This is a genomic window from Chitinophaga eiseniae, from assembly GCF_012641265.1.
In the GTDB taxonomy this organism is placed as follows: Bacteria; Bacteroidota; Bacteroidia; order Chitinophagales; family Chitinophagaceae; genus Chitinophaga; species Chitinophaga eiseniae_A.
On sequence record NZ_JABAHZ010000005.1, the window covers coordinates 17,650 to 33,747 of the forward strand.

The following is a 16,098-nucleotide window of genomic DNA, read 5'->3' on the forward strand; positions in this document are numbered from 1 at the left end:
CAGGATAAGGAGGCAAAGTTACTATCTATTCTCCAGCCCGCGCACTGTCTTTACGCGCCAGCCATGAATTGAAGATGGTATAAAATACCGCTACAATGATTGCGCCTTTAAACATGCCTGTAAATCCCCACGCCGCTACTCCGCCGATAACGCCTATAAACAGGACGAGGAAGGGCAATTTTCCACTCCTGGCAATGAGTATGGGCTTCAATATCGCTTCACCAATGAGAATGCCGATACCATAAATAATCAGGAAAACCGTCATGCCCGGATGTCCTTGCGTGGCCACCCAGATGGTGAGTGGCACCCAAACGATCAGTGGACCGATCTGTATCACTACCAGGAAAAATATCAGGGCAGCCAGTCCCAGCGCATACGGAATACCGGCAATGGTAAGCCCTATCCAGGCTACAATGGCCGTTATAAACGCCGTACCCATTACGCCGATGGATACCCCTTTGATAGCCATGGTGGTGGCGTTCAACAAATCAGCTCCATCTTTGCGCCCCAGCAGGTGCTGCACCGTAGCGCGGATAGGCTTCACCGCTTTTTCTCCGCTTACCAGGAAAAAGGCGGATACAATAATCCCGATGAGCAACTGCACCGCGGCACCAATGATGCCCGCGCCGCTGCTGATAATACGGTTCAATAACATCCGCACCTGGCTCTCGTGGCCGTTAAGCAAATCTTTGGGACTGTCCTGCATCTGCTGCCAGATACTGCGAATGTCGCCACCCACATAGGGCATATTGGCGGCCCATTCGGGCAGGGGTGGCAACCCATTTTCCCTGGCATCCCGGATCCAGTGTATGGCCCCGCGCAGGTGAGCACTCATTTCTGCTATAATATAGGTGACAGGTAAGGCGATGACCGCCATTACGGCAATGGCGTAAATGGTGGCCGCCAGCTTCCGGCGACCGCCCATCCACCGGACCATGCGCTCGAAAAAGCCATGAAAGGAAACAGAAAATATCAGGGCAAAGGTAAGTACCCCAAAAAAGAGGCGCAGTACGCTATAAAGCGCCAGCAGCAATGCCAGCAACAACAACAGCACCAGGATAGACTCAATCATATTTCTGGAACCAGGCCTCCCGTAATTATTCATACCGTCATATTTAAAGCTACATCATAAATATAACAAGAATCCGCCTTTAGTGTTGGCCAGTTTCGCCAGGTACGCATTCCTTAATTCCGGACATATTTGTCCGGAAACGGACGTCCTTCTCCAACGACTGCTAGTCAAATGCCCGTCAGTCAAACATTCTATTTATGGCAGCCTTCTTGTACGCCCTCCGTAACCATTTACCAATTTGCTTACGTATGCTGCAAAACTACCTGAAGATCGCCCTGCGTAACCTAAAGAAAGATAAATTTTACTCTTTTATCAACATTGTTGGCCTCGCATTAGCCACCACGGCTTTCCTGCTGATCATCAACTATGCCCGGTTCGAATACAGCTACGAAAATGGCTATAAAAATGCCGCCGATATCTACCGTGTTACCCTGCAATTATATAAAGATGCCGCCTTCATTGGTACCGACTGCGAAACCCACCCACCGCTGGGACCGTTACTGAAAAGACAATTACCAGAAGTAGTAGACTATGTGCGGGTAGAAAATATGGAAGAGGTACCGGAGGTAAAAGCGGATGGTAAAATTTTCAAGATGACCCATGTGCTGGCAGCAGATCCTTCCCTGTTTACCATCTTTAATTTCGACTTTATAGAAGGCAGTCCCGCCACTGCCCTGCAACAGGCCGGGCAAGCCGTATTAACCGAAACCAGCGCCCACCGCCTGTTTGGCAACCAATCTGCGGTAGGTAAAGCTATCAGCGACGGAGAAATGGTGTATACGGTATCTGCGGTGGTGAAAGATGCAGCGCCCAATACCCACCTGAAATTCGATCTGCTGTTTTCTTTCTCGTCGCTCACTGCCCGCGGATTGAACCTCGATACCTGGAATGCCAATAACAACTATACTTACGTACAGCTGCTGCCCCATGCCAGCCTGGCCGCCTTCAATGATAAACTCCGGCAGATAGCCCGGGAGAAAATAAAAAGAAATCTTTACATCGCTGAACCCATCAAAGATATCCACCTGCACTCTCATAAATCCTTTGAACCGGAAGAAAACGGCGATATCAGAACGGTGCAGTTTATGCTGGCGGTAGCGGCGCTGATACTGCTGGTAGGCGCTGTTAACTATATTAACCTCACTACCGCCCGCGCCTCCGACCGGTCGCGAGAAACCGGCATGCGTAAGGCGCTGGGATCATCGAGAGCATCGCTGATTAAACAGTTCATGACGGAAACGGTACTGATAAATATCCTCGCCACAGGGCTGGCGCTTATCTTCATACAACTGCTATTGCCGGTATATACCCGGCTTACCGGCCAACCGGTTACCCATGGCTTTTTTCATGCTGCCTTTTTCTGGTGGATGGCGGCAGCCTTGTTTCTGCTCAATTGCCTGCTGGCAGGCCTTTATCCAGCCCTGGTGCTTTCGGGGGTTAAGCCAGTGAGCGTTACCAGGAAAACCACGACCGCTTCGGGGAACGCCACATTCAGGAAGGTACTGGTAGTGGGACAATTTGCCGCTGCACTCATGGTACTTTCCGCCTCCGGCATCATTTTCCAGCAGTTGTCGTTTATGCAGCGGCAGGACCTGGGGCTTAATACCTCGCAGATATTGGTGCTCCGCTCCCCGCATGGAGAGGGCAAATCCATTGACTCCATCCGGCGACTGCAAAGCCAGGGATTTATAAGCCAGGTAAAGCAACTATCCCAGGTAGAACGTGTCAGCACCTCCGAATCATTGCCGGGTGTTAGTTTGCACGAACTGAGCACGTTCGACAACATCAAACGCTATGAATCCGGTGAAGGCAATGGTTATAATTTCTATTGCTATTCCATCGATGCCGGTTTCGTTCCGCTGATGAATATTAAATTACTGGCGGGACATAATTTCCGGGCGGGACAACCTAACCTGGATGAATTAATACTGAACAAAGAAGCCTGCCGGTTACTGGGCTTCAATAGCCCGGAAGATGCCCTGGGCAAGAAAGTAACCCTGGCTTTCCACGAACAGCCCTACAGCACAGTGGTAGGCGTGGTAGATAATTATCACCAGCAATCATTGAAAGGGGCCATACTTCCCATGATGCATTGGTACAACGAAAGCAGGGGCTCCTTCTTTTCCGTTAAACTACAAACCCGGGATATCCGGCAAACCCTTGCTAAAATTGAATCCTACTGGGAAACGCAGTATCCCGGGTATCCTTTCGAATATCATTTCCTCGATCAAATGTATGACCAGCAATACAAGGCTGATCTGCAGTTTGGCACATTGGTACGCATCTTTTCATTATTTACTTTACTCATTACCTGCCTGGGCATATTGGGGCTTACCGCGTATAATATCAGTCGTCGCAGTAAAGAAATCGGTATCCGTAAAGTACTGGGCGCGTCGGTAACCAGTATCGTAGGTTTGTTATCGGGAGATTTTGTGAAACTGGTGGCTATTGCCGTGGCAATTTCCGCCCCATTGACCTGGTATATCATGAGCCGCTGGCTGCAGGGATTTGCGTTCCGTACACAAATACAATGGTGGTTGTTTGCTATATCAGGCCTGCTCACCATGACCATCGCCCTCACGACGGTGGGTTTGCAGTCGGTAAGAGCTGCCCTGGCCAATCCTGTGAAGTCGCTGAAATCAGAGTAACGGGAATGCCTATACGGGTTGCAGCGATAAGCGCATAAACTGCAACACTTCGTCATTTACATCTTCCGGCAATATCATCCTGAAATGGTGATTGAACTGATGTGCATCACCGGGCACCTGGGCTATCCTGGTAAAACATAAGTTATCCGGGTGGGGTGTTTCAAACGGAAATACTACGTTGATGAACGCCTTGCCCAGCTGGTTTACCCAGGCTACCCGCCGGTCGCCGATACCAATACCGATCATCGATTTGGTAGGATACAAATACACGTTGCCCAGCTGCTGATATTGTTGCAGGAAATGCCGCAACAGTGACAACGCCTGCTCGGATTTTCCGGTAAGGAAAGCGGTCAGCAAGGGATCATGGGTGGTATCCAGCAAAGAAGAAGACATGCGCTTTTTTTACTGGCGAAGGTAGCATATTATCCCTTTTCGGCTACAACGTTTTCAGCCAGTCGTCTATCGTGGTCACTTCGGCCTGCCTTACAAATACTTTAGTCATCATTAACTGATGTACCTCGGCATCGGTATCACCACAAGCATCAGACAATACAGTAAGTTGATAGTCTTTATCTCCCGCTTCCCTTAAAGTACTGAGCACTACGCCACTGGTGGAGTAACCTGCCAATACCAGCCGCTCTACCTGCTGCGCTTTTAGTACCGTGTCCAGGTCGCTACCTGCGAAGGCGCTGTAACGCTTCTTGGCAATGATCGTTTCGCCAGGCAATGGCGCCACTGTTGGATGAATAGCAGTACCTTCGTCGCCCTCGATAAAAAGACCCGTTTTTTTCACATAGCCGATTGCGATATTCTTTTCATTGATTTCCGGGTAACCGGGTCTGAACATGAGTCCCACGTAAATAACCGGTATACCGGCTTTCCGGGCGCCGGCTATCGCACGGGCTACATTGTTCAGCAGGGCGGTGGGATCCGCCAGTCTTTCCATCATCTTACGCTGAAAATCCATTACCAGCAGCGCAGTAGGCTGTTGCAGGGTTGCGGTCATATCAATATGTTTATGTTGTTGTATGCACTTGTTATAATTCGGGTATATCGCTCAACAGCTCCAGTGCTTCCCGGATCAGTTTCTTTTCCCGGCTGTTATATTTATCTCCGATCACCCCTGCCAGCCATTCCTCTCTTTCCAGTCTGCTGTCGTTCACCATCTGCCATCCTTTTTTGGTAAGGGCTACCCAGGTTTTCCGTTTATCTTCCTGCGCCGCTTTCCGGTCAATGTACCCCAATCCCTCCAGGCGCTTCAATATCTGCGACATAAACTGGGAAGATATGTCCAGCTGGGCGCCCAGCTCCGAAGGATACAGCGCTTTATGATTCATCAGGATGCTCACCACGTTTCTTTCCGCGATCGACAGCGAGCCGGGATTACTCATTTCCCGCCGCAGGCGTTTATTCATCCTTGTTACCAGGTGCCGTAAGGCATGGGCAATAGCCAGGTCTTCTTTTGTTGCCATAATTAACAAATCAACTTTGCAAAGTTACTTTGTTATTTTAAGAAAACAAAGGCGCACGCAAAGACGCCAAGGAGCAAAGCAGCAAAGACCTAAAAAAACCTACTCCTTGTTCCCTCGAATACGCTTTGCTGCTTTGCTCCTTGGCGTCTTTGCGTGCCGCTGCTGTTTACTTTCCGTATCATCGCGTAACTTAAACACCTGTTTTCCCCTACCCCCAAAACAATACCCTGGTTATGAAAAGTGTAAAAATATTTGAATACATCGACTACCTGGATTGCTTTGTTGTGCACCCGGCGTACAAGGCCATCACCGACCAGCTGGGCCTGGCGGAATGGAACCAGGTAACCTGGATAGGACGGTATTTCTTATGTGATCATGAAAAAGGCGCGCTGTGGTTCGATAACTGGGAGTTGCGGGAACAGCTGCGCGAAAAAGCATCCGAAGTGGGTCTCGATGCCCAGGATCTGCTGATCATTGACCCGGAAAAGTTCAAGAACAAAACCGTAGATCCCTGCCATACACCGGAAGAGCGGACGTTATTCTGGCGGGATGTACTCCGCTCGCTGGAATTGAGCATGGAATTGCTTTGCAGCGAGGCACGTAAAATCAATAAGGCCAGGGAAGGACACGACAATTTCATTCTCGACCTGGAACAACGGATTGGCGCCCTGTCCAGGCGAAGCTATGTGGCGAGGATCTTCTAAAGGGAAACTATTCCGTGCGCAAACTTCTCACCGGGTTCATCAGGGCTGCACGGACACTCTGGAAGCTCACCGTTAGCAAGGCTACCAGCAGGGTGGCCATACCAGCCAGCACAAACACCCACCACTCCAGCGTTACCCGGTAAGCAAAATGCTGCAGCCAGCGATCCATGGCATACCAGGCCAGCGGGAATGCCAGCGTCATACCGGCTACTACCGGCCGCAAAAAACCAGTCGATAACAATACAAAAATACTGGTGTCAGATGCACCCATTACTTTGCGCACCCCGATTTCCCGGGTACGCTGCGCCGCAGTAAACATGGCCAACCCAAATAATCCAAGGCAGGATATAAATACGGCCAGCACCGCAAAATAGTTGCACAGGCGGCTTACCACCTGTTCGCTTTTATACAGCTTCGTATATTCTTCATCGGAAAACTGGTAGGTAAACGGGAAACCAGGATTAATCGATGTACAGATGCTTTCCAATGCTGCCAATACCGGTTTGGTCTTTCCCGGATCAATACGCACCAGGATGTTTCCCCATTTGGGATGCTCGTCCAAGCGCAATACCAGTGGATCTATGGCAGCATGCAGGGAATTGAAATGGAAGTCTTTCAACACACCGATAATATGTCCGGACACTCCATCCAGGGAAAAAGGTTGTCCCACCGGATGTGTATAACCCGTTCTTTTCACGGCGGTTTCATTCAATATATAACTGCCCGAATCATTGCCAAAGTCTCTCGAAAAATCGCGGCCGGCTACTAAGGTCAGTCGCATTGTTTTAACGTAATCATATCCCACTGCGGCATCTGCAAACGATATCGCTTCATTGGGGTCTTTGCCCGACCAATTGAGACCGCTCTTATGATGCTCAATCACGGTAGGATTTTCTTTCATCTTCGATACCGCTACTACACCGGGTATAGCAGTCGCCGCGGCTTTAAACGGTTCATATTTCGAAATGAGCCCTCCTTCTATCGGTATATACACCAGGTTAGTGCGGTCATATCCCAGGTTGCGGGTCTGCACATATTTCATCTGCTGGTAAATAACTGTCATCCCTACCATTAACCCGATAGACAGGGTAAACTGGAATACTACCAGGCCTTTGCGAAACCAGGTGGCGCCTGTGCTGAACTGGAGGCTGCCCTTTAGTACCCGTACCGGTTGCAACGACGACAGGAACAATGCCGGGTAGCTGCCTGCCACAAAGCCGGTGAGGCTAACCAGGGCCAGCAACACGCCCCAGAAAGAAAGGCTTTCCAGGGGCAGGGACAATTGTTTACCACTCAGTTGATTAAAAGCGGGCAATAACAGTAACACCAGCACCAACGCAATGCTGGTGGCGATTAGCGTCAGTAACAGGGCTTCCCCGATAAATTGCATTACCAATACGCCCTTTCCGGCGCCTACTACTTTTCTTACCCCTACTTCCTTAGCCCGCTGCGCCGCTCTTGCGGTAGCCAGGTTCATGAAGTTGATGCAGGCTATCAGCAATACAAAGATGGCGAGTAACGTAAACAGCCGTACGTATTCAATGCGGCCGGCAGTTGGTACTCCATTTTCAAATACGCCATGAAGGTATTTTTCGCGGTAAGGCTGTATACCCAGCTCCATCACTGATTCCGGTTGTTTTGGCTGATAGTGGTATACAAAGTCTTTTATTTTGGCGGCCACCTTGCCTGGTTCGGCGTTATCACGGAGTTGTATATACGTAGCAGGGCTAAAGCTGCCCCAGCTTCTTGTCCATGCGTTAGCGCTGCTGAAATCATCCCAGTTACGGAGAAAATCGAATTGCTGGGAAGAACTGGCCGGCACCTGGAACACAGCACTCACCGTCAGCAAGGTAGTATCCTCGCTGCGGATCGTTTGCCCAATGGCCTGGCTGGCGCCTCCAAAAAACACATCGGCCATATGCTGGGAAATGGCGATGCTGGCGGGTTTACTTAATGACGTAGCGGCATCTCCCTGCAACAAGGGATAGCTAAACATACGGAAGAAATCCCCTCCGGCATAGGCGCCCGTCATCTTAAAGGCTTTCTCTTTCACCTGGAATGCTACCGGGGGATAATATTGTAACGCAGTAGTATATACGATTTCTGGTATTTCTTTCTTTAGTTCGCTGGCCAGCGGTCCCTGGGTAAGGTAGCCTCCATTTACCTTTCCTCCTGCCAGCTCCCGTACATATACCTGGTATAGTTGATTATCATGTGCATGAAAGGCGTCCATATTCCTTTCATCCTGGATCCATAAAATCATCAGCATGCTGCAGGCCAGTCCCAGCGCTAATCCCAGGATATTGATAGTGGAAAAAGTTTTGTGGCGAACCAGGTTACGCCAGGCAATGCGGAAGTAATTACGTATCATAATGAACCAGGTATGTAATTTCTCAGGAGAGAAAAAACATGCCATGGATAAATCTATCTCCTTATCAATTAATTAAAAAGTCATTTAATTAATATATGTTCATTTTTGATACAGTGGTTGACCGGATTTGCTCAAACCGTGGCCCGCACCTCCTTTAACTTCATGATCATCCGTTCCCCGGAGGACCGCAACCAGTCATTATATTCGCTAAGTGCCTGTAATCTTTCGGCGTCGGTGATAAAACCGCTGGCCACTACCTGCGGACCCCGCAGCTCTGCTACTTTAGACCAGATTCCGGCCTTGTCCGCAAAATCCGCGCGTCCCTTTTCATATACTTCATCGGCATTTAACGTAGTAATATTGTGGCAACCCAATTGTTCAAACAAAGCGGGTAAATGATCGGCTATTTCATTGTCCATTCCGGCGTCGGATCGCCAGTCGAGGAATGCTTTATAGAACCGCTGCATACTGGCAGGCGGCTGCGGTGTCCACTCCAGCAAGGTATGATTATAGTCGAGTATAGAGATCCATCCGCCGGGGTTCAGCAACGAGGCAAACTTTGCCAGCGCGGCCTTGGGGTTGCTTAACCACTGTAATACGCGGGCAGATACCACCAGGTCAAATTGCTGAGCGGGGGTATAGGTAAAGAGGTCTGCTTCCAACAGCGTTAGCTGTGGAATATGAGCATGATCATCTTTTCCTTTGGCGATTAAATGAGGACTGCTGTCTATCCCCACCACGGCGCCGGTAGGACCCACCATTTCGGCGATGCCGGCGGAAATGGCGCCGGTACCACAGCCCACATCCAGCACCCGCATACCTTCCCGGAGGAGAGGAATCAGGGTAGCATAACTGTTCTGCAAACTGCGGCTGTCCAGCACACTGCTGGTGCCTTTGGGCATGGTAGCCCTTTCACTGGCGGTATTACTCATATCAAAAAGTTGTATGCTTAAATATACAGCATAGGGAGGAAAATTTATAATACGTATATCCGTTATAGTAGGAATCACCCAACCATTTTCCGTTTTTTTTGTAAATAGTACCGGAGAGAAATATGCTGAAAATGACTTTCATTAAAACCGTTCACTTTCACCTGCTGGCAATTGGCGGGTGCCTGCTATTGTGTAATGCCTGTCAAACAGGCCGTGTGATCAGCAGCAGCGCCGTTAATAAGAACTACTGCGCCCCTGCCAATACTACCATTATAACAGGAACGTCGGTTCTCCTGGAGAATACCGATTCGCTGATATCCGCCTATCCGGGTATACCAGTGCACGAGTTGCTCATGGCCAACGCTACCCATACGCTGGCTCCACTGCAACAGCTACAGCTATTGCGTACAGACACCAGTCTCGCTGGCCGGGTAAAAAAAATGGAATTGAAACAAATCATACAACAGCGATGCCTGTTGGCTACCACGGAAATAGGCAGTGTGGCCGGGGAGCTGGATTGTGAAGGTGAAAAGACCGATCAGCTGGCGCGTTACCTGGACAATATCAATAGTAAAAGAAATACGCACTTTACCGTTGCTTCGATTATTGTAGGGGCCATTACCACGGTGGCCAGCGTGGTGATTACGAAAGATGCGCCCAAAAATGCGGCGGCCATCGGCGGCGGCCTTCTCTCCGCGGGACTTGGCGCAATGACCATCAACGCCAACCGTAAAAAGGTGAAGCTGCTGCATCCCCGGAACCCTTTACGGGACACCTGGTACGATACTACTGCATCCTCCATTTATTCGCCGTTTATCCGGTATATGCTGCACGAGCAGCATTTCAGTAACAGCGGAAAGGTATCACTGGCGGCCAGTATCCGGGAGCGCTGGCTGCAGTTCGATCTCCGGGGAACTCCTTCTCCTAAAGAAACCCGGTTATACTTTGGCGATGGTGGCGTGTATACTGCCGAGGCCCTGCATACGCGGGCGGCGATGCTCAATGAGCTGCAGTCTACCATCCGTTCTTTGCACCAGGATTTACAGCAACTGTTGCAATACCTGCAGGCGATGGAATGATCAGGGCGTGCCGGTGACTTCTCTATAAATTTCTTCGAAGTCTTTTCCCTTATGGGACAGCCATATGGCGGCGAATTTTGATTCTACTCCTTTGAGCAATTGGCTACAGAGTTTCATATCGTCTTCCTGCATATCATGAAACATCATGCTGGCCAGTAAAGTAATGCGCTTACGGCAGGTCACGAGCACCTTTTCGCCTTTAGCCGTTACTTTCAGCCGTTTCGAGCGTTTGTCTTCCTTATCATCGTATTCTGCCAGGTAGCCTAGTTTCTTCAGGCGGTTAAGTTTGTCGGTGCCCGTAGATAGCTCCTGTAAAGCGGCATAGATTGCTTCTGTTTTCCGGGGCTCCTGCAGCTGGGCTACGGTATTGAGCAGGGAGTATTCATCGATGTTGCTGATGCCGGTGCCTTCCAGGGCCGCGGCAGTATAAATAGTATGCAGTTTAAATATCCTGCCGATGGTGCGCATCAATACGCCTTCACTGCTCACTGGCATAAATCGCCCGGCGGGCACCGTGTTAGCCTTCCCTTCCCGGTGCGCCAGGTAATGCCGGCAAAATTCTTCCAGGCTACCTTCGGGGTGTTGCTCATCAAATGCTCCCCAGGCGGTGATCAGTGTAACTGCTTTATTCATTGTCATTTATATTACTTCCGAAGCAATAATATAAAAAATACTCCGGAATTCTTGTTTTTATTTCATTTCCGTTATACATTTGAATAAATTACTTCTATTCCGAAACAATAAAATTATACAGATATGTCAACACAAACACTTTATCAAAGCCTGTTGGTAGGGCATCTGATCGGGTTCCTGTTATTTGCGGGAAGCACTATTGCCAGTTTCTTCGGTTTCCGGCAGCTATGGAAACAGTATGCAATTGATGCCGGCCGCGCGGCAACGGTGCTCCAGGCCATGTCGGGATTGCAGGTATTGTTACGTACAGGCGTTGGCGTTATTATTCCTTCGGGTATCGGTATTATGTATCTCACGCATGGCGTGTACGGGGAACAGGTATGGTTCCGGATAAAATTCGCGCTGGTGCTCCTCGTGATACTCAATGGCATTATCGTGGGCAGGCGGCTGAGAGTATCTCTGGATAAGGCTTTAAAAGACGATCCTATGGCAGTTTCCAAAATCAGGCAAAGGGCGCTCCGCTTTCATCTGGTACAGTTGGCAGGTATTTTCACCATTATCCTGCTGAGCGTTTTCAAATTCAATTAAGCTATCGGTCATGAAAAAAGATAAAATCATTTACTGGATCGCCACCGGTATACTCACCGGGGTGATGTTGTGGAGTGCGCTCAACTTCGCTTTTAATGAAAATATGAAAGGAGCGTTTGCTCACCTGGGGCTACCATCATGGTTCCGGGTAGAACTCACCATAGCTAAACTGCTGGGAGTCGTAGCGTTGCTCTTGCCGTTTGTACCTCCCCGCATCAAAGAGTTCGCTTACTTTGGCTTTGGTATTACCCTGATCTCCGCTTCCGTGGCGCACTTGTCCAGCGGAGATAGCGTGTGGCTGGAAGTGGGGCATTTAACATTCCTGGCCAGTCTTATCGTCTCCTATTTATATTATCACAAAGGATTAGAAAAGGCGGGATGACAATAATATCAGAAAAATCTCCCGCAAAAAAATAAACACTGCATTCTCCATCCGGAATAAAATCCTATATTTGTAAGGTAAACTTATTAATTTACTTTGCTAATTATGCCATCCAGGAAACAAGACCAGCTCGCTGCTCAACTGCGGCCCGTATTAGCCCGGCTGGTAAGAAAACTGCGTAAGTTATCGCCTGCCAACGAAGACCTGTCGCAGAGCGAGCGCTCCGTGCTGGTATTATTGGACCAGCACGGAGAGCTGCTGTCGGCTGAACTGGCGGTGATGGAAAAAATGACCCCGCAGTCTATGGGGCAACTGCTGCAACATCTTTTCTCACTGCACCTTATCACGCGAACCATCTCCCCGGACGACAAGCGGAAAATTATCATCGCCTTGTCCAAAGCCGGTAAGGAACGGATAGAGCGGGTCAGAAAAGAAAGGGATGAATGGCTGAGTTACGCCATCAGCAGCGCCTGTACGCCCGAAGAACAGGCTATTCTGCAGGCGGCCATTGCACCATTATCCAAACTGGTGGATTTTGAATAAAGAGGGGAATGTAAGATGAAAATAAGCACTTTTAGCGCGTTTAAAAGCCGTAACTACCGACTTTACTTCAGCGGACAATCTGTTTCCCTGATCGGCACCTGGATGCAGAAAACTGCCGTGAGCTGGGTGATTTACGCCCAAACCCATTCCAAGTTTATGCTGGGCGTTACGCTCTTTGCTACCATGTTTCCCTCCTTTGTCTTTTCCTTCCTGGGCGGCGTGGCCTCCGACAGGTACAACCGCTATAAATTGCTCCTGCTCACACAGGTAGCCTCCATGGTGCAGGCGCTGGCACTAACAGTACTTATCTACTTCAAACATTATTCGGTATGGCATATCATTGGGTTAAGTGCCTTGCTTGGACTGATCAATGCCTTTGACGTACCCGCCCGCCAATCACTTGTATATGAAATGGTGGAAGATAAAGCCGACCTGCCTAATGCACTGGCGCTGAACTCCTCCATGGTAAATCTTTCGCGGCTGATTGGTCCGGGTATAGCCGGACTGGCACTGGAAAAATTCGGGGAAGATATTTGCTTTGCCCTGAACGCGCTTAGCTTCATTGCGGTGATAGGCTCCCTGCTACAAATGAAATTGCCTACCTATGTACCTAAGCCCCGCACTACAAATATGGCCGGTGAACTGAAAGAGGGTTTTGCCTATATCAAAGCTACACCCGCTATTTCCGTGGTGCTGCTCACCCTCTCTTCTATCAGTTTGCTGGTACTGCCTTATACTACGCTGATGCCCGTATATGCCAAGGATATTTTCAAAGGCAACGCTTCTACCTTTGGGGTAATAGACAGTGCTATTGGGCTGGGCGCCTTATGCGGCGCTATTTTCCTTGCTTCGCTGAAACCCGGTAAAAACCTGCGGAAGATCCTCGCCATTAACACTATGATCTTCGGCGCAGGGCTGGTACTATTTTCTCATACTCCCTGGTATCCCCTGGCACTTTTATTTGTGACCCTGGCCGGCTTTGGCATGATGTCGCAAATCACCATCAGCAATACCCTGATTCAAACCGCCGTAGATCCGGCCATGCGCGGAAGAGTGATCAGCTTCTACGCCATGGCATTCTTTGGCATGCAACCATTGGGCGGACTCCTCGTAGGCGCCGTTTCCCAATGGATAGGCACCCCGGATACGGTATTATTACAGGGAATCATTACTATCTTCATTGGTGGCCTGTTATACCGGCAGCTGCATGTAAACCGCCCGGTATCATTTCCCCTGCAATCTTAAAGCTCACACTACCGCCGGTTAACAGCACCACGTTAACGAATTGTTACGCGTTGAGGGATTTCTATTTGCCAAACGAATACATAGTAAAGACGTTACACACTGTACTTTGTATCATTAATTCCAACAACTATGCGTTCATTTATCCCTGTTAAGCTGGTGGTCGCCGCATTGATGGTCCCTTCTCTGCTCCTGTCCTGCAAGAAGAACCATGATGCCACCCCGGAAAAGTCACAGAAATATGAACAGGTATCCGGTACCTGGAAACAGCAGGACATTGTGCTGGCCGTATCGGCCAAGCTGGGGGGCCGAAACCTTCCTGCGGGCACCAGTATCCTTGCCCTGGCGCCGGCATTGGGCGCCGCCGGCGCACTGATTACCTGTACAAAAGACAATAGCTACCAGTTCAACACGGATGGCACCTTTACGATCAACGGATGCACGGATTTAATATTACCTGCCGCCGGTAACAACGGTACCTGGAAACTGGATGTACACGATGCGGTATTTTTACTCACTTCCCAGAAAGGCGTAAACGATCCGCACTGGATTCAAAATGTGAGCAGCAACGCCCTGGAATTATCGATCACCGTTACTATTCCGGGAGTAGCTACCGCCCCGCTGATCCTGAAACTGCAAAAGCAGTAAGATCCACGGTGGCACTACGCAGAGTGGTTAAAATAACATTAACATAATCAGTAATTCCTTGTATCTTGTTTAGGCCCACCAGATATTTGCGATCATTATGGAAAGTATCGTACAGGATATAAAGAATGGAAATATCGAACGCTTTAAAATGGTGTACCAACAATACCATACAAAGCTCTATTTCTACGTATTGAAATGTACGCATTCTGCCTACCTGTCGGAAGAAACCGTGCAGCTGTCTTTTATACTGCTCTGGGAAAGAAGGGAAAAATTATCTACCAGTTATAATATCTCCGCCCAATTATTTCGTATAGCCAAAAGCGTTATGACCGACCTGTTGCGCAAGCAGCAGGTAAGAAACAGGCACACCGCCTGCATGGTACAGGAACAGCCCGACTGGCATATGGAAACGGATATTACGGTGAAGGAAGAACTACAGCAGGTGTATAATAGTATAGAACAATTATCTCCCATCAGGAAAAATGTTTTTAAACTAAGCCGCTTCGAAGGACTTCCCCACAAAGAAATAGCCAGGCAGTTATCCATCTCTCCCAAAACCGTGGAAAACCACATCCTGCGTGCAGTACGCCAGCTGAAAGACTCCCTCTTACTGGTACTTATTCTTTTGATCAGGTACCTGCTCTGATATTCTTGTTATGCAAATATTAATTGATGAACGACAGTGAGGGGTTTGCTGTTTTGAAACGAATACATAGATATGAAGCATCCAGCAACATTACTTGAAAAATTCTTCCGGGGCGAATGCAACGAAGCAGAAAACCAGGTGGTAAGGGAATACCTTATACAACACCCGGAGGCTTTGCAGCCCTGGCTGACAGAGGAGAGCTGGCATTCTTTTCATCCGGAGTCATTGCTACCCACCGACATTTCCGAAAAAATGCTGGCCGCCATTGAAAGTCGCACGTACCGGAAAATACCTCCGGCAGGCCGCTCCTATAAATGGCTGGCCGTTGCTGCCGCTATTGCTATTCCCGCTTTGGCCGGCGTGTGGTGGATGCAGCAACATACCACGCCGATAAAACAACACCTCGCCACACCGCCGGCAACAACGCCCACCGCCGTAACACCAGTATTTGCACAGCAGGTAAACCGTACATCCAAAACGATGCGGCTCCGCTTAAACGATGGTAGCACCGTAGACCTGGCGCCACAAAGCCAGATACGCTATGAAGAGCCATTTGCCACGCATAACCGTTCCATACAGCTCTCCGGCGCCGCCTTATTCAACGTGGTGGCCAACAAGGAAAAGCCGTTTACAGTATATGCCGGCAACTATGGCACTACCGCCCTGGGCACGGTATTCAGGGTAACCACCCTCAACAGCAAAAAAGGTGTGATCCGGGTACAGCTGATCAGTGGTAAGGTAGTGGTAAAACCAGACAGCCTGCTGGACAGCAAAGGCATCAAAGCCACTTACCTGCTGCCTGGACAAGCACTCAGCTTCGATCAGCAAGGCGTGGTGCCCGTAACCAATAATAATCAACAAGCGCCGGTGAAAACGGAAAATGAAATATTTACTTTCCGTAATGAACCACTGGCAAATATTTTCCGGTTGATGTCCGAAAAATTCCATGTAAAAATCCAGTACCAGGAAAGCAACCTGGCAGATATGAGTTTTACTGGCGTTTTCGATAGTAGTAAAGAGTCGTTAGCTGATTTCCTGGGTACCATTAGCACATTAAACAACCTTACTATTAAGCAAACCAATGAAACTATTTACATAACACAATAATCCTTTACTAAACCGATTCAATGCGCTGGCT

17 protein-coding genes are annotated in these 16,098 nt (G+C 49.1%); 10 read left to right on the forward strand and 7 right to left on the reverse strand.

Annotated elements, in window-relative coordinates:
• Positions 1–25 precede the first annotated feature (25 nt).
• Positions 26–1,105 carry an AI-2E family transporter gene (locus tag HGH91_RS20230; RefSeq protein ID WP_168740629.1) on the reverse strand — a complete coding sequence of 360 codons (1,080 nt, stop codon included), beginning with the start codon at positions 1,103–1,105 and terminating at the stop codon, positions 26–28.
• A gap of 164 nt (positions 1,106–1,269) precedes the next feature.
• Between HGH91_RS20230 and HGH91_RS20235 the strand changes: the two genes are divergently transcribed.
• Positions 1,270–3,720 carry an ABC transporter permease gene (locus HGH91_RS20235; RefSeq protein WP_168740630.1) on the forward strand — a complete coding sequence of 817 codons (2,451 nt, stop codon included), beginning with the start codon at positions 1,270–1,272 and terminating at the stop codon, positions 3,718–3,720.
• A gap of 9 nt (positions 3,721–3,729) precedes the next feature.
• Here the strand turns inward: HGH91_RS20235 and HGH91_RS20240 are convergent, their stop codons facing one another.
• Genes HGH91_RS20240 through HGH91_RS20250 form a run of 3 tightly spaced genes read right to left on the reverse strand, consistent with a single transcriptional unit; the run spans position 3,730 to position 5,192 of the window.
• A complete protein-coding gene (locus HGH91_RS20240) occupies positions 3,730–4,113 on the reverse strand; it encodes a hypothetical protein (protein WP_168740631.1) in 384 nt (127 codons plus the stop codon).
• A gap of 43 nt (positions 4,114–4,156) precedes the next feature.
• On the reverse strand, positions 4,157–4,726 hold the full coding sequence (locus HGH91_RS20245; protein ID WP_168740632.1) for a cysteine hydrolase family protein: 570 nt from the start codon (positions 4,724–4,726) through the stop codon (positions 4,157–4,159).
• Between the two features lie 31 nt (positions 4,727–4,757).
• The gene (locus tag HGH91_RS20250) at positions 4,758–5,192 is read right to left on the reverse strand and encodes a MarR family winged helix-turn-helix transcriptional regulator (RefSeq protein ID WP_168740633.1); all 435 of its coding nucleotides are present in this window, start codon (positions 5,190–5,192) and stop codon (positions 4,758–4,760) included.
• A 233-nt stretch (positions 5,193–5,425) separates the two neighbouring features.
• Here HGH91_RS20250 and HGH91_RS20255 point away from each other — a divergent pair, with 233 nt between their 5' ends.
• The gene (locus HGH91_RS20255) at positions 5,426–5,896 is read left to right on the forward strand and encodes a hypothetical protein (protein WP_168740634.1); all 471 of its coding nucleotides are present in this window, start codon (positions 5,426–5,428) and stop codon (positions 5,894–5,896) included.
• A gap of 7 nt (positions 5,897–5,903) precedes the next feature.
• Here HGH91_RS20255 and HGH91_RS20260 read toward each other — a convergent pair whose 3' ends face one another.
• Together HGH91_RS20260 and HGH91_RS20265 are read right to left on the reverse strand one after the other, a co-directional pair.
• Positions 5,904–8,267 (reverse strand): ABC transporter permease, encoded by a 2,364-nt coding sequence (locus tag HGH91_RS20260; RefSeq protein WP_168740635.1) that lies wholly within the window; start codon positions 8,265–8,267, stop codon positions 5,904–5,906.
• A gap of 131 nt (positions 8,268–8,398) precedes the next feature.
• Positions 8,399–9,199 (reverse strand): methyltransferase domain-containing protein, encoded by an 801-nt coding sequence (locus HGH91_RS20265; protein ID WP_211092375.1) that lies wholly within the window; start codon positions 9,197–9,199, stop codon positions 8,399–8,401.
• 131 nt (positions 9,200–9,330) lie between these two features.
• Here HGH91_RS20265 and HGH91_RS20270 point away from each other — a divergent pair, with 131 nt between their 5' ends.
• Positions 9,331–10,278 carry a hypothetical protein gene (locus HGH91_RS20270; RefSeq protein WP_168740636.1) on the forward strand — a complete coding sequence of 316 codons (948 nt, stop codon included), beginning with the start codon at positions 9,331–9,333 and terminating at the stop codon, positions 10,276–10,278.
• On the opposite strand, the gene HGH91_RS20275 is transcribed toward HGH91_RS20270, so the two are convergent.
• Positions 10,279–10,911, reverse strand: coding sequence for a MarR family winged helix-turn-helix transcriptional regulator (locus HGH91_RS20275; RefSeq protein ID WP_168740637.1), 633 nt, complete (start codon positions 10,909–10,911; stop codon positions 10,279–10,281). It abuts the gene before it with no gap.
• 123 nt (positions 10,912–11,034) lie between these two features.
• On the opposite strand from HGH91_RS20275, the gene HGH91_RS20280 reads away from it, so the two are divergent.
• The 7 genes from HGH91_RS20280 (at position 11,035) to HGH91_RS20310 (ending at position 16,067) form a co-directional block, all read left to right on the forward strand.
• Complete coding sequence (locus HGH91_RS20280) at positions 11,035–11,499, forward strand: hypothetical protein (protein ID WP_168740638.1); 465 nt, start codon at positions 11,035–11,037, stop codon at positions 11,497–11,499.
• Between the two features lie 10 nt (positions 11,500–11,509).
• The gene (locus HGH91_RS20285) at positions 11,510–11,881 is read left to right on the forward strand and encodes a DoxX family protein (RefSeq protein ID WP_168740639.1); all 372 of its coding nucleotides are present in this window, start codon (positions 11,510–11,512) and stop codon (positions 11,879–11,881) included.
• A 105-nt stretch (positions 11,882–11,986) separates the two neighbouring features.
• Positions 11,987–12,424 (forward strand): MarR family winged helix-turn-helix transcriptional regulator, encoded by a 438-nt coding sequence (locus tag HGH91_RS20290; protein WP_168740640.1) that lies wholly within the window; start codon positions 11,987–11,989, stop codon positions 12,422–12,424.
• Positions 12,425–12,439: 15 nt separating this feature from the next.
• Positions 12,440–13,669, forward strand: coding sequence for an MFS transporter (locus tag HGH91_RS20295; RefSeq protein ID WP_168740641.1), 1,230 nt, complete (start codon positions 12,440–12,442; stop codon positions 13,667–13,669).
• 129 nt (positions 13,670–13,798) lie between these two features.
• Positions 13,799–14,314 carry a DUF5004 domain-containing protein gene (locus HGH91_RS20300; RefSeq protein WP_168740642.1) on the forward strand — a complete coding sequence of 172 codons (516 nt, stop codon included), beginning with the start codon at positions 13,799–13,801 and terminating at the stop codon, positions 14,312–14,314.
• 97 nt (positions 14,315–14,411) lie between these two features.
• The gene (locus HGH91_RS20305) at positions 14,412–14,960 is read left to right on the forward strand and encodes an RNA polymerase sigma-70 factor (RefSeq protein WP_168740643.1); all 549 of its coding nucleotides are present in this window, start codon (positions 14,412–14,414) and stop codon (positions 14,958–14,960) included.
• 72 nt (positions 14,961–15,032) lie between these two features.
• The gene (locus HGH91_RS20310) at positions 15,033–16,067 is read left to right on the forward strand and encodes a FecR family protein (protein ID WP_168740644.1); all 1,035 of its coding nucleotides are present in this window, start codon (positions 15,033–15,035) and stop codon (positions 16,065–16,067) included.
• Positions 16,068–16,098: the final 31 nt, after the last annotated feature.

Excerpts from the sequence above, each read along its gene's own strand:
- HGH91_RS20270 (WP_168740636.1), top strand. The coding sequence starts at position 9,331 with ATGACTTTCATTAAAACCGTTCACTTTCACCTGCTGGCAATTGGCGGG.
- HGH91_RS20235 (WP_168740630.1), top strand. The coding sequence starts at position 1,270 with ATGGCAGCCTTCTTGTACGCCCTCCGTAACCATTTACCAATTTGCTTA.
- HGH91_RS20265 (WP_211092375.1), bottom strand. The coding sequence starts at position 9,199 with ATGAGTAATACCGCCAGTGAAAGGGCTACCATGCCCAAAGGCACCAGC.
- HGH91_RS20300 (WP_168740642.1), top strand. The coding sequence starts at position 13,799 with ATGCGTTCATTTATCCCTGTTAAGCTGGTGGTCGCCGCATTGATGGTC.
- HGH91_RS20255 (WP_168740634.1), top strand. The coding sequence starts at position 5,426 with ATGAAAAGTGTAAAAATATTTGAATACATCGACTACCTGGATTGCTTT.
- HGH91_RS20295 (WP_168740641.1), top strand. The coding sequence starts at position 12,440 with ATGAAAATAAGCACTTTTAGCGCGTTTAAAAGCCGTAACTACCGACTT.
- HGH91_RS20280 (WP_168740638.1), top strand. The coding sequence starts at position 11,035 with ATGTCAACACAAACACTTTATCAAAGCCTGTTGGTAGGGCATCTGATC.
- HGH91_RS20260 (WP_168740635.1), bottom strand. The coding sequence starts at position 8,267 with ATGATACGTAATTACTTCCGCATTGCCTGGCGTAACCTGGTTCGCCAC.
- HGH91_RS20285 (WP_168740639.1), top strand. The coding sequence starts at position 11,510 with ATGAAAAAAGATAAAATCATTTACTGGATCGCCACCGGTATACTCACC.
- HGH91_RS20245 (WP_168740632.1), bottom strand. The coding sequence starts at position 4,726 with ATGACCGCAACCCTGCAACAGCCTACTGCGCTGCTGGTAATGGATTTT.
- HGH91_RS20250 (WP_168740633.1), bottom strand. The coding sequence starts at position 5,192 with ATGGCAACAAAAGAAGACCTGGCTATTGCCCATGCCTTACGGCACCTG.
- HGH91_RS20305 (WP_168740643.1), top strand. The coding sequence starts at position 14,412 with ATGGAAAGTATCGTACAGGATATAAAGAATGGAAATATCGAACGCTTT.
- HGH91_RS20230 (WP_168740629.1), bottom strand. The coding sequence starts at position 1,105 with ATGAATAATTACGGGAGGCCTGGTTCCAGAAATATGATTGAGTCTATC.
- HGH91_RS20290 (WP_168740640.1), top strand. The coding sequence starts at position 11,987 with ATGCCATCCAGGAAACAAGACCAGCTCGCTGCTCAACTGCGGCCCGTA.
- HGH91_RS20240 (WP_168740631.1), bottom strand. The coding sequence starts at position 4,113 with ATGTCTTCTTCTTTGCTGGATACCACCCATGATCCCTTGCTGACCGCT.
- HGH91_RS20275 (WP_168740637.1), bottom strand. The coding sequence starts at position 10,911 with ATGAATAAAGCAGTTACACTGATCACCGCCTGGGGAGCATTTGATGAG.
- HGH91_RS20310 (WP_168740644.1), top strand. The coding sequence starts at position 15,033 with ATGAAGCATCCAGCAACATTACTTGAAAAATTCTTCCGGGGCGAATGC.